This window comes from Pseudomonas pharyngis (assembly GCF_021602345.1).
Taxonomy (GTDB): Bacteria; Pseudomonadota; Gammaproteobacteria; order Pseudomonadales; family Pseudomonadaceae; genus Aquipseudomonas; species Aquipseudomonas pharyngis.
Genome location: NZ_BQID01000002.1, coordinates 146017 through 158327 on the forward strand (window position 1 = coordinate 146017; position 12311 = coordinate 158327).

A 12311-nucleotide genomic window follows, 5' to 3' on the forward strand; every position below is an offset into this window, starting at 1 on the left:
CCACTGCAATGTGGGAGCGATCAGTTGCAAGCTTACTGCGCCAGCCATCCGCCATCGATATTCCACGCCGCGCCACGCACCTGGCTGCCGGCCTCGCTGCACAGAAACAGCACCAGCTCACCCAGATGTGCCGGGGTGACGAACTCCAGCGACGGCTGTTTCTCTGCCAGCAGGTCGTGTTGCGCCTGCTGCGGGTCGACACCTTTGGCCGCGCGATCGTCGATCTGCTTCTGCACCAGCGGCGTCAGCACCCAACCCGGGCAGATGGCGTTGCAAGTGACGTTGCTGGCGGCGGTTTCCAGGCCGACCACTTTGGTCAGGCCGATCACCCCATGCTTGGCCGCCACATACGCAGCCTTGCCGGTGGAACCGACCAGACCATGCACCGAAGCGATGTTGACGATCCGGCCCCAGCCCTTGGTGCGCATGCCCGGCAAACTCAGACGAGTGCTGTGAAACACTGACGACAGGTTGATCGCGATGATCGAATCCCAGCTTTCTACCGGAAATTCTTCAACCGCCGCGACGTGCTGGATACCGGCGTTGTTGACCAGAATGTCCACGCCGCCGAACTCGCGCTCGGCGTAGGCGATCATGTCGGCGATCTGCGCAGGGTCGCTGACGTCTGCCGGGTGATGGCCGACCTTGCCGCCGAACTGTTCGACTTCGGCGATCACCTTCGACGCGTCGCCAAAGCCGTTGAGGATCAGGTTGGCGCCAGCCTTGGCCAGCGTCAGGGCGATGCCCAGTCCTATGCCGCTGGTGGAGCCGGTAACCAGTGCGGTCTTGCCAGAAAGAGTCGTCATCAATACCTCACACAATGCCAGTGGCGTAGAAAGTGCCGATCACCACGAAAACCGCCAGGGTCTTGATCAGCGTAATACAGAAAATGTCCTTGTAGGCCTCACGGTGAGTCAGGCCAGTGACGGCGAGCAGGGTAATCACCGCGCCGTTGTGCGGCAGGGTGTCCATGCCGCCGCTGGCCATCGCGGCCACCCGGTGCAGCACTTCCAGCGGAATGTTGGCGGCGTGGGCAGCGCTGATGAATTGTTCGGACATCGCTGCCAGCGCGATGCTCATGCCGCCCGAAGCGGAACCGGTGATACCGGCCAGCAGGGTCACGGTGATCGCTTCGTTGACCAGCGGATTGGGAATGCTCTTGAGCCAGTCGGCCAGCACCAGAAAACCCGGCAACGAGGCGATGACCGCACCGAAACCGTATTCCGACGCAGTGTTCATCGCCGCTAGCAGCGCACCGCTGACTGCGCTTTTGCTGCCTTCGGCGAGCTTGCTTTTGATCGCTTTAAAACCGAATGCCAAGACCATCAGAATGCCCACCAGCAATGCTGCCTGCACCGCCCAGATCGCGGTCAGTTTAGCGATCTCGGTGGTGACCGGCGCGGCCATGCCCGGCAGTGCGAGGCTGTGGGTCTTGCCGTACCACTGCGGAATCCACTGGGTGAACAGCAGGTTCATGATCCCCACCGCCAGCAGCGGCGACAGGGCGATCCACGGGTTCGGCAGTTTCAGGTCTTCGGCGGTTTCCGGTTCGTTGCTCAGTTCGGTGCCGTAGCCTTCACCGGCACGCTGCGCCTTGTTGCGTTGACGTTGCAGGAACAGCATGCCGGCGCAGAACACGAAAATCGTGCCGATCACACCCAGCCAAGGTGCCGCCCACGCGGTGGTGTTGAAGAAGGTGCTGGGGATGATGTTCTGGATCTGCGGCGTGCCGGGTAGGGCGTCCATGGTGAACGAGAACGCGCCGAGGGCGATGGTTGCCGGGATCAGGCGCTTGGGGATGTTGCTCTGGCGGAACATTTCCGCTGCGAACGGGTAGACCGCGAACACCACGACGAACAGCGAAACGCCGCCGTAGGTGAGCAGGGCGCAGACCAGCACGATCACCAGCATCGCCTGGCGTGTGCCGAGCAGACGAATCGCTGCAGCAACAATCGAGCGGGAAAACCCCGACAGTTCGATCAGCTTGCCGAACACCGCGCCGAGCAGGAACACGGGAAAGTAGAGTTTGATGAAACCGACCATCTTCTCCATGAACACCCCGGTGAAAGCAGGGGCGACGGCAGACGGGTCGGTGAGCAGGACGGCGCCGAGGGCGGCGATCGGGGCAAAAAGGATAACGCTGTAGCCACGGTAGGCCGCGAGCATTAGCAGCGCGAGGGCTGCCAAGGCGATGATCACACTCATGGTGTGCTCCTTCGATTGTTATTTTTGTGGGTGGAACGGGTGTGGGGAGGGCTATAGCGAGAACTGTGCCAGATGGTTAAGTTATTGAAATAAAAGGAATTAATTTGATGTTTGGCGGTGGTATTCGGGGTTTTGTCTCTGTTTAGAGACTTCTATGGCTGTGAGGACGCTTTCGCGGGCAAGCCCGCTCCCACAGTTGAGCGCATTACCCTGTGGGAGTGGGCTTGCCCGCGAAGCTTTTGATTCTGTCTTTATTTGGAGAATGGTGTCTCTCTATTGAGACTCTGCGATCCCGAGCGCGATCATCTTCTTGTAAAGCGTCGAACGACCCAGTCCCAGCCGCTCAGCCGCTTCAATCACCTTGCCCCCGCATTGCGCGAGGGTGGATTGAATCAACTGTCGGTCAAACCGCTCGCGGGCCTGACTGAAAGTCTCGTTGTTTGCCGGCTCTGACAGAGGCGTCAGCGTTCGCTCAACCGGAGTAAACGTGCCAATCGCCGCCCGAATGTCATCCGCCGTCAGCATCAGGTCATCACTGAGCAGCGCCGCTCGCTCCAGCACGTTGCGCAATTCGCGGATATTCCCCGGCCAGGCATGCTGACCCAGTAGCTCAAGCGCTTCACGGTTGAGTTCGTGCTGACTGCGCAGCTCTTCAAGAATCGCTTCACTGAGCGCCGGCAGATCATCCAGCCGCTCCCTCAGCGGCGGCACCTGAATCGGAAGCACGTTGAGCCGGTAATACAAATCCGCGCGGAATTCGCCGCGCTTGATCGCCGCTTCCAGATCCGTTGAGGTCGCGGCGATCACCCGAACATCGCTCTGGATCACATCGTTGGAGCCGACAGGCTCGAATTCCTTTTCCTGCAACACCCGCAGCAATTTGCTTTGCAGCGGTAGCGGCATGTCGCCGATTTCGTCGAGAAACAGCGTCCCGCCCTGAGCGATCTGCAACTTGCCGGTGCGGCCCTTGCGGTCGGCGCCGGTGAAGGCGCCCGGTGCTGTGCCGAAGAACTCAGCTTCAAGCAACGCTTCGGGAATCGCCGCGCTGTTGATGCTGACGAAGGCCTTGTGCGCCCGTGGCGAAGCACCGTGGATGGCCTGTGCCAGCAACTCCTTGCCGCTGCCGGTTTCGCCCAGCAACAGAACCGGTGACTCAGCACTGGCGCTGCGACGGGCACGACGTTTGACTTCCAGACTGGCAGCGCTGGTGCCGATGAAGTGGGCGAAGTTGTATTTGGTCTGCCGGGCGCGCAGCAGCGAGCGGGTCGAGGCCAGTTCTTCCTGCATGCTCAGGTAGCGCTTGAGCATCGGCGACAGCGTGCGCAGTTCGTCGAACAGGGCAAACCCGATGGCGCCGATCACCGCGCCGGCGTCGTCATGGATCGGCAGGCGCATGACCACCAGCGGTTCTTTCGGGGTGTCCTGCATGTCCAGCAGAATCGGCCGCCCGGTGCGTACTACCTCGCGCAGCAGGCTGCCGGGGATCACGCTTTCGCAGGGTTTACCGATGGCCCCGGCGGCGGAGTCGAGACCGAAGCGCCGGGCGTAGCGCTCGTTCATCCAGACGATGTTCGCATCGCGGTCGACAATCACCGTGCCTTCACTGGATTGCTCGATGATCTCGAACAACGAACGGATCGCCAGCGTGCGGACCCGTTGGTAATCCTTGAGGCTTTCGGTGGTGTTCATGGCGGCGTCCATTGGCGGAAGTCAGGTGGCGCGATTATGCCTATCCCGGATGCGCCGCCGCCAACAGCTCTTTGGTATAGGGATGCTGCGGTGAGTCGAACACGTCATGGCTGGCGCCGCTTTCGACCACTTTGCCGTCCTTGATCACGATCATGTCGTGGGCCAGCGCCCGCACCACAGCCAGGTCATGACTGATGAACAAATAGGTCAGGCCGTGTTTTTCCTGAAGCTGGCGGAGCAGGGCGACCACCTGTTTCTGCACGGTACGATCCAGTGCCGACGTCGGCTCGTCGAGCAGGATCAGCGCTGGTTTGAGCACCAGCGCCCGGGCGATGGCAATGCGCTGACGCTGGCCACCGGAGAACTCATGGGGATAGCGATGGCGGCTTTCAGGGTCGAGCCCGACTTCCTTGAGCACGCGGATCACCTGATCGTCGCACTCGTCGGCGGTGGACTGGCAATGCACTTCCAGCCCTTCGCTGATGATCTGTGCCACCGACATGCGCGGGCTGAGGCTGCCGAACGGATCCTGAAACACCACCTGCATCTGCCGGCGCCACGGTCGCATCTGCTTCTGGTCGAGACCGTCGAGTGCCGTGCCCTGGAAGCGAATGCTGCCCTTGGAGTCGAGCAGCCGCAGGATCGCCTGACCGAGGGTCGACTTGCCCGAACCGGACTCGCCGACGATGCCCAGCGTCTTGCCGCGCTGGATGTTCAGGCTGATGCCGTCCACCGCGCGCAGGTATTGCTTGCGCTGGAACAACCCGCCGCCGACCGTGAAATCCACCCTCAGGTTATCGACTTCGAGCACGTTTTCGCGTTCGTCCCGCGGGAGCGCTTCGCCTTCCGGTTCGGCGTTTAGCAACACGCAGCTGTAAGGGTGTTTCGGTTCGGTGAACAGGGTTTCGCACGGCGCCTGCTCGACGATTTCCCCGGCCTTCATCACGCACACCCGTTGGGCGATGCTGCGCACCAGATTGAGGTCGTGGCTGATCAGCAGCAGCGACATGCCAAGGCGCCGTTGCAGGGACTTGAGCAGCATCAGGATCTTGCGTTGCACGGTCACATCGAGGGCTGTGGTCGGTTCGTCAGCGATCAGCAGTTCAGGTTCGCAGGCCAGGGCCATCGCGATCATCACCCGTTGGCGCTGGCCGCCGGACAGCTGATGCGGATAAGCCTTCAGCCGTTCTTTCGGCTTCTGGATGCCCACCAGTTCCAGCAGTTCGAGGATCCGTGCCTGAGCCTCTTTGCCGCCGAGGCCACGGTGCAGCAACAGGGTCTCGCCAATCTGCTTTTCAATCGTGTGCAACGGATTGAGCGAGGTCATCGGCTCCTGGAAAATCATGGCGATGCGGTTGCCCCGCAGGTCGCGCAGGGTCTTGGGATCAGCGCCGACCAGTTCCTGCCCACGATAACGGATGCTGCCGGTGGTCCGGGCATCGCATTCGGGGAGCAGTTGCAGGATCGAATGGGCCGTCACAGATTTCCCCGAGCCCGACTCGCCGACCAGTGCCAGGCACTCGCCGGGGCGGATGTCCAGGCACAGGTTGCGCACCACGGTCTGGCCATGGAAGGCGACGCTGAGATCACGGATTTCGATCAGGTTGTCAGTCATATCAAGGGTCCGTTCATGAGCGCGGGTCAAAGGCATCGCGCAACGCTTCGCCGATGAATACCAACAGGGAAAGAATCAGCGCCAGGGTGAAAAACGCGGTCAACCCGAGCCACGGCGCCTGCAGGTTCTGCTTGCCCTGACCGATCAACTCACCCAGAGACGCGCTGCCGGCAGGCATGCCGAAGCCGAGGAAGTCCAGCGCGGTCAGGGTCGAAATCGCCCCGGTCAGAATGAACGGCAGGTAGCTCAGGGTCGCGTTCATTGCGTTGGGCAGGATGTGCCGGACAATCACTTTGCGATCGCTCAAGCCCAGGGCCCGGGCAGCCTTGACGTACTCAAGGTTGCGTCCGCGCAGAAACTCGGCGCGGACCACGTCCACCAGCGCCAGCCAGGAAAACAGCGCCATGATCCCCAGCAGCCACCAGAAATTCGGCTCGACGAATCCCGAAAGGATGATCAGCAGGTAGAGCACCGGCAATCCCGACCAGACCTCCAGCAATCGCTGGCCGAGCAGGTCGACCCAGCCCCCGTAATAACCCTGCAGGGCGCCGGCTGCGATGCCGATCAGAGCGCTGACGAAGGTCAGCATCAGGGCGAACAGGATCGACACCCGCGCGCCGAAGATCACCCGGGCCAGGACGTCGCGCGCCTGATCGTCTGTGCCCAGCCAGTTGACCGAAGTCGGCGGGCTCGGCGCCGGTTTGTTGAGGTCGTAGTTCGGGGTGTCGTCACTGAACGGAATCGGCGGAAACAGCAGCCAGCCACCGTCCTTGCGGATCAGCTTCTGCACGTAATCGCTGCGGTAATCGGCCTGAAACGGCAGTTGTCCGCCGAACTCCTGCTCGGTGTGGCGCTTGAATACCGGGAAGTACCATTGGCCCTGATAACTGACGATCAGCGGCTTGTCGTTGGCGATCAATTCGCCGCCGAGACTGAGCAGGAACAGCCCGATGAATAACCACAGCGACCACCAGCCCCGGCGGTTTTTCTTGAAGCGTTCGAAGCGGCGACGGCCCAGAGGCGAGAGCTTGAACATCAGGCATTCCTCGCGGCGAAGTCGATGCGCGGGTCGACCAGCGTGTAGCACAGGTCGCCGATCAGTTTTATCAGCAGGCCGAACAGGGTGAAGATGAACAGCGAGCCGAACACCACCGGATAGTCCCGGGACACGGCTGCTTCGTAACTCATGCGCCCCAAGCCGTCGAGGGAGAAGATCACTTCGATCAGCAACGAACCGGCGAAGAACACGCTGATGAACGCCTGGGGAATGCCCGATACCACCAGCAGCATCGCGTTGCGGAACACATGCCCATAGAGCACCCGGTTTTCGCTCAGGCCTTTGGCGCGCGCGGTGACCACGTATTGGCGGGTGATTTCATTGAGGAACGAGTTCTTGGTGAGGATGGTCAGGGTGGCGAAACCGCCGATCACCAGTGCCGTGACCGGCAATACCAGGTGCCAGAAGTAGTCGGTGATCTTGCCCAGCGTTGACAGGGATTCGAAGTTGTCGGACACCAACCCGCGCACCGGGAACCAGTTCAGTGAGGTGCCGCCGGCGAACATCACGATCAGGAACATCGCGAACAGGAATGCCGGCATGGCGTAGCCGATGATGATCGCCGTGCTGCTCCAGATATCGAAATGGCTGCCGTGGTGCACGGCTTTGCGGATGCCCAGCGGGATCGACACCAGATAAGTGATCAGCGTCGCCCACAGGCCGAGGGAAATGGTCACCGGCATTTTCTGCAGGATCAGGTCGGTGACCGTGGCGCCACGGAAGAAGCTCTTGCCGAAATCCAGCTGCGCGTAGTTCTTGAGCATCAGCCACAGGCGTTCATGGGCCGGTTTATCGAAGCCGTACTGTTTTTCGATGTCCTTGATCAGCTGCGGATCGAGGCCGCGACTGGCGCGGGACGTGCCGCTCATGGTCTCGCTCGCACCGCCGCCGACACTGGCACCGCCGATGCCTTGCAAGTGGGCGATGGCTTGTTCAACCGGACCACCTGGCGCGGCCTGGATGATCACGAAGTTGACCAGCAGAATGATCACCAGCGTCGGAATGATCAGCAGCAGGCGCCGCAGTATGTAAGCCCACATCAGTGCGGCCCTCCGGGTCTGCCACGGCTGATTTTCTCGGCCGTCATCTGCTGGTTTGTCAGCGGCGTGCTGCTGATTTCCCACCAGCTCTCGATCGCTTCGTCATTGCTCGCCTGCACGGTGGGAATGCCGAAACGGTTCCACCACACGGTGGACGTGCCCGGCGGGTAGTAGTTGGGAATCCAGTAGTAGTTCCATTGCAGAACCCGATCCAGTGCATGGGCGTAACGCAGCATATCGGCTTGGGTCGAAGCGCGGATCAGGCCGTTGATCAAGGTGTCGACCGCCGGGTTCTTCAGCACCATGTAATTGTTGGCACCGGGGTCATTGGCCGATGCCGAACCGAAGTAGTTCAACAGTTCGCCGCCGGGGGAGGTGGTGACCGGGTAACCAGTGACAATCATGTCGTAGTCGCGGCTCATCAGACGGTTGACGTATTGCGAGGAGTCGATGCGACGGATGTCGAGGTTGATGCCTATCTGTTTAAGTGTGCGCTTGTACGGCAGCAGCAGACGGTCCATGCCGTTCTGGCTGACCAGGAATGTGAAGCTCAACGGCTCGCCACGGTCGTTGACCAACTGGTCGCCATCGGGTTTCCAGCCGGCCTGTTCCAGCAGCTCCAACGCTTGCAGTTGTTTGTCGCGGATAAGGCCGCTGCCGTCGGTTTTCGGCGCTTCGAAGACCTGGGTGAACACCTCGTCGGGAATCTGTCCGCGCAAGGGTTCCAGAATCTTCAGCTCGGCGGCATCCGGCAGCTGGCGCGCGGCCAGGTCGGTGTTGGAGAAGTAACTCTGCTGGCGAATGTACATGTTGCGCATCATCTGCCGGTTGCTCCATTCGAAATCCCAGAGCATGGCCAGGGCCTGTCGAACGCGGCGATCCTGGAACATCGGCTTTTGCAGGTTGAACACGAAACCCTGGGCCGACTGCGGTGCCTCGGTGGCCAGATGAGCCTTTTGCAGGCGCCCGTCGCTCAGGGCCGGACTGTCGTAACCGATGGAGTAGCCGGTGGCGGAGAATTCACGGTTGTAGTCATAGGCGCCACCGCGCAAGACCTGGCGGGCGACGTCGGTGTCGCCGAAGTACTCGATGCTGAAATGATCGAAGTTGTACAGGCCACGGCTGACCGGCAGGTCCTTGCCCCACCAGTCGGGATTGCGTTCGAAGGTAATGCTGCGCCCGGAGTCGACTTTGCCGACCCGATACGGACCGCTGCCCAGCGGCGGTTCATAGCCGCCACCGCCAGCGAAATCACGGGTCTTCCACCAATGTTCGGGAAATACCGGCAGGGTCGCGATGTCCAGCGGCAGGGTACGGTTTTCGTTGCTCTTGAAATCGAAGCGCACGGTCAGCGGGGCTTCGACTTCGACGCCTTTGACGTCGGCGAACTGGGTGCGATAACGCAGGCTGCCCTGGGTCATCAGCAAATCATAGGTGTAGCGCACGTCTTCGGCGGTGATCGGCTTGCCATCGGCGAAGCGGGCTTTTGGATTGATAAAGAAGCGCAGGGACAGGCCGTCATCCGAGCGTTCCATTTTCTGCGCCACGAGGCCGTATACGGTGTAGGGCTCGTCGAGCGAACGCTGGGCCAGCGGGGAATACAGCAGGCCGTCGATCTGGCTGACGCCGATGCCTTTGTCGATATACGGCAGGACATGATCGAAGTGGCCGATCTCGATGGCCGAGCGGCGCATTGTCCCGCCTTTTGGCGCCTGGGCGTTGGTGTAATCGAAGTGACTGAAGCCGGGCGGGTACTTTGCCGGTTCGCCATAGACGGTCATCGCATGTAGCGGTGCGGCGTCCACACCAGTGATCCCAAGCAGCAGGGTCAGGGCAGTGAACATCAATGTCGGGAAAGCCAGTCGCATTGTCAGCCTTAAAGCCGGGTAATCGATAAGCGCAATTTGTACGCGAGCGGCGCGCCGTTCGCCAGCGGTGCGGTGCAACCAAAACAAAACGGCCCGCCATCAGGCGGGCCGTTGCACAGCAGGTCGGGCTGAAATCAGTCCTGACGGCTGGTGACTTCCAGCAGGTGATAGCCAAACTGGGTCTTCACCGGGCCTTGCACGACGTTGATCGGTGCGCTGAATACCACGGTGTCGAATTCCTTGACCATCTGGCCAGGACCGAACGAACCCAGGTCGCCGCCCTGACGGCTGGACGGGCAGGTGGAGTTGGCCTTGGCCACTTCGGCGAAATCAGCGCCACCTTCGATCTGGGCCTTGAGTTCGTTGCACTTGGCTTCGCTGGAAACCAGGATGTGGCGGGCAGTGGCTTTAGCCATGGGGAAATTCTCCAATCAAATCGATAAAGGGTGGAGACTACCGGATTCAGTGGTCGATTTCTCGGCAAAGTTCCGTTCGCTGGTCTGATGAGGCATCTATAGATCAGCGGCTTGAAGGCGCAAGGCGTGCTCGACATAGAGACGTATCGAGTCGTTAGCCATGGCGTGGTGTCCGCTTGCCCGCCGCAGAGTATGCAGGTGATCGAGGGAGTAGTCGGAGCGGATCACGGTGCCCAGGTGAGAGCTGAAGCGACCGACAAGTCCGTCGTTCTGGGCGAGTTCTGTAATGAAGTATTCCGAGAGGGCGCAGCAGATGCCCTGGACAGGGTCGAGCGAGGGCTCTTCGGGTTCGGGTACGACGCCGCTCCATGAAAAATAGCGAACGCCATTCACCCATTCTGCACCGTGACCGCCCCAGACCTCGGGCAGACCCTGCGGGTATTTGTCGTTGAAGTTGCCGACCCCCTCCGTTGTCAAGGCACCCAGCGCAGCCAGTGCGCTGTGCGGCAATGCCTTTTGCCCGCTGAGCAGTGACAGAAAATCGGCAAACCGGGTCGCTACATTCTGTGCCACGACCTCCGGAAGTCTTCCAGGTATCAACGCCTTGCGCAGGAAGTCCGCCAGTTCCGAGCCATGGTTTGGCCCGCTGACTGACGTAACAGACGCAACGTTGTGTGGGGCTAGCGCTGCAGCATAGCGTGCCGTGAGTGCGCCTTGACTGTGGCCGATCAGGTTGACTTTGGCCGCGCCTGTGCCCCTTAACACGGCGTTGATTTGCGAGAGCAGTTGCTCCCCCCGTATTTCATTGTCATGGATGACCGACAGATGGGGCACAAACACCTGCGCGCCAGCAGCCTTGAGCGCCTGTTTTACGTCGTGGAACAGTTCGAACGGGCCAATGCGCTCGAATCCGAACAGGCCATGCACCAAAAGAATAGGATGATTGGTTGTCGCATTTAGTAGCATTTTTCGTCCTTGATCGCAGATGATCGTCGATGTTTTCTGCTTGCCACTCTAAAACAGTCGTGAGGCTGGGGATGCCTGAAGAATCGCCGTCATGCGTTGGAAACTGGATCAATGCGTGTATGAATTTTCACTGCTGCATGAACTCCGCTTCGGAACATTCAGACAGCTCCCGCCTCGTCGAAAGTACTTTTCCCTTTTTTGCCTACTTCCTTTAGTGCGTTTGGTCATGGCTCGAACAGTAAGGAGCTGACATCCGATCGGTGGTGAAGCGGTTTAAATGGAGGCTCTTCGACGCAGAGCTCAGGCGACGTGTCATTTCCAGGGAATGGAGAGGCAACTGATGAATGATTTACAAGCAGCGGTCTTGCAAGAAAAGGACACAGGGATGGAGGGTGGCAGCGTTCAGTCGTTCGGACCCTGTCGGGAGGGCGCAGGGGCTTTGCCGTTGCCGGCGCCCACACTGGATTCGATTGTCGGCGCTGTCGTTGATCCGTCATTGAGCAAGGTTGTGGTGCGGATTGCGCCCTGGTCTGGAATGGCATGCGGTGACAGGGTCGTGTTGAGTTGGCATGGTTTCGATACAGAAGGCCTGCCGTATCGGCACGACATTGCGAGATCCGTCAGTGAAAGTCAGCTGGGCAAGGATGTCGTTCTGATCGTTCGGGACGTTCACATCGCAGCATTGGACGGGGGCACGCTGGAGGTGTTCTGGACATTGAACAGCGTCACGAGAACGGCGCCTGGTTCTTCAATGCGTACGCTGCTGGACGTCGGAGACGTCCGCTACAGTCTGTTACCGGTCCTCGTGGAGGATGCCGTCGGGGGCAGTCTCGATCCGGCTCGCGTACCCGACGGAACGACTGCCATCCTTCAACCCTATGCCGGAATGAGTGCAGGCGACCGGGTAGAGTTGATCTGGCAGGGGCCTTCGCCGGAGGCATCATTTCGAGACATTCTTATCGTTGAGTTCTTTGCTGTCGGTCAGCCCTTGGTGTTCGGAGTCGCGCCCGAATTCATCGCTCCGCATTTGGGGGGCGAGGTGTTGGTTCACTACCGTGTAGAGCAGAAAAGCGGAGCCATTCGCGAGTCAGGCGCTACGCGGATCAGCATTGGCCCATTGGCACGAGATGAGCTACCGGCACCCCGAGTGCTTGAAGCGGAAGACGGCGTGCTTGATATGCATGACGCCACCGATGGCATCAGCGTGATGATAAGTGATGCGCAGGTGGAGGAGGGTGAGCTGGTTTATCTCAAGTGTGACGGCGAGTCGTTCTTCCACCGGGACGACCGCGAAATCATCGGGGGGATGGCCATGCAGCCGTTGGTTTTCATCGTGCCTTACCGGTTCTGGCGAGAGCATGTGAACACTGTTGTGCGACTGTCCTACTCGGTCGAACGGCTGGATGATGTCAGTCAGGAGTCCGCGGTTACACTGGTTCGCGTACAGGCTTGATC

The 12311-nt window shown here is 60.4% G+C and carries 10 protein-coding genes; 1 reads left to right on the forward strand and 9 read right to left on the reverse strand.

Features of this window, described 5'->3' with window-relative positions; all coding sequences use genetic code 11:
- Positions 1–32: 32 nt before the first annotated feature.
- The 9 genes from hbdH to L6D74_RS04290 form a co-directional block, all read right to left on the reverse strand.
- Positions 33–806, reverse strand: coding sequence for a 3-hydroxybutyrate dehydrogenase (hbdH, locus tag L6D74_RS04250; RefSeq protein ID WP_236187762.1), 774 nt, complete (start codon positions 804–806; stop codon positions 33–35).
- 7 nt (positions 807–813) lie between these two features.
- Entirely contained in the window at positions 814–2205 is a 1392-nt protein-coding gene (locus tag L6D74_RS04255) for a GntP family permease (RefSeq protein ID WP_236187763.1), read from the reverse strand.
- A 273-nt stretch (positions 2206–2478) separates the two neighbouring features.
- Entirely contained in the window at positions 2479–3894 is a 1416-nt protein-coding gene (locus L6D74_RS04260) for a sigma-54 interaction domain-containing protein (protein WP_236187764.1), read from the reverse strand.
- 40 nt (positions 3895–3934) lie between these two features.
- Positions 3935–5509, reverse strand: coding sequence for an ABC transporter ATP-binding protein (locus L6D74_RS04265; RefSeq protein ID WP_236187765.1), 1575 nt, complete (start codon positions 5507–5509; stop codon positions 3935–3937).
- A 13-nt stretch (positions 5510–5522) separates the two neighbouring features.
- Positions 5523–6545, reverse strand: coding sequence for an ABC transporter permease (locus L6D74_RS04270; protein ID WP_085610438.1), 1023 nt, complete (start codon positions 6543–6545; stop codon positions 5523–5525).
- Entirely contained in the window at positions 6545–7606 is a 1062-nt protein-coding gene (locus L6D74_RS04275) for a microcin C ABC transporter permease YejB (RefSeq protein ID WP_236187766.1), read from the reverse strand. The genes L6D74_RS04270 and L6D74_RS04275 overlap by 1 nt, the downstream gene beginning before the upstream one ends.
- Positions 7606–9474 carry an extracellular solute-binding protein gene (locus tag L6D74_RS04280; protein ID WP_085646775.1) on the reverse strand — a complete coding sequence of 623 codons (1869 nt, stop codon included), beginning with the start codon at positions 9472–9474 and terminating at the stop codon, positions 7606–7608. The genes L6D74_RS04275 and L6D74_RS04280 overlap by 1 nt, the downstream gene beginning before the upstream one ends.
- A gap of 134 nt (positions 9475–9608) precedes the next feature.
- The gene (locus tag L6D74_RS04285) at positions 9609–9890 is read right to left on the reverse strand and encodes a peptidylprolyl isomerase (protein WP_007952068.1); all 282 of its coding nucleotides are present in this window, start codon (positions 9888–9890) and stop codon (positions 9609–9611) included.
- A gap of 96 nt (positions 9891–9986) precedes the next feature.
- Positions 9987–10856, reverse strand: a complete 870-nt coding sequence (locus L6D74_RS04290; protein ID WP_064596978.1) for an esterase/lipase family protein — start codon at positions 10854–10856, stop codon at positions 9987–9989.
- A gap of 340 nt (positions 10857–11196) precedes the next feature.
- Between L6D74_RS04290 and L6D74_RS04295 the strand changes: the two genes are divergently transcribed.
- Positions 11197–12309, forward strand: a complete 1113-nt coding sequence (locus tag L6D74_RS04295; RefSeq protein ID WP_236187767.1) for a hypothetical protein — start codon at positions 11197–11199, stop codon at positions 12307–12309.
- Positions 12310–12311 lie beyond the last annotated feature (2 nt).

Coding starts and splice junctions, on each gene's coding strand:
- hbdH (WP_236187762.1), bottom strand. CDS start 806: ATGACGACTCTTTCTGGCAAGACCGCACTGGTTACCGGCTCCACCAGC.
- L6D74_RS04255 (WP_236187763.1), bottom strand. CDS start 2,205: ATGAGTGTGATCATCGCCTTGGCAGCCCTCGCGCTGCTAATGCTCGCG.
- L6D74_RS04260 (WP_236187764.1), bottom strand. CDS start 3,894: ATGAACACCACCGAAAGCCTCAAGGATTACCAACGGGTCCGCACGCTG.
- L6D74_RS04265 (WP_236187765.1), bottom strand. CDS start 5,509: ATGACTGACAACCTGATCGAAATCCGTGATCTCAGCGTCGCCTTCCAT.
- L6D74_RS04270 (WP_085610438.1), bottom strand. CDS start 6,545: ATGTTCAAGCTCTCGCCTCTGGGCCGTCGCCGCTTCGAACGCTTCAAG.
- L6D74_RS04275 (WP_236187766.1), bottom strand. CDS start 7,606: ATGTGGGCTTACATACTGCGGCGCCTGCTGCTGATCATTCCGACGCTG.
- L6D74_RS04280 (WP_085646775.1), bottom strand. CDS start 9,474: ATGCGACTGGCTTTCCCGACATTGATGTTCACTGCCCTGACCCTGCTG.
- L6D74_RS04285 (WP_007952068.1), bottom strand. CDS start 9,890: ATGGCTAAAGCCACTGCCCGCCACATCCTGGTTTCCAGCGAAGCCAAG.
- L6D74_RS04290 (WP_064596978.1), bottom strand. CDS start 10,856: ATGCTACTAAATGCGACAACCAATCATCCTATTCTTTTGGTGCATGGC.
- L6D74_RS04295 (WP_236187767.1), top strand. CDS start 11,197: ATGAATGATTTACAAGCAGCGGTCTTGCAAGAAAAGGACACAGGGATG.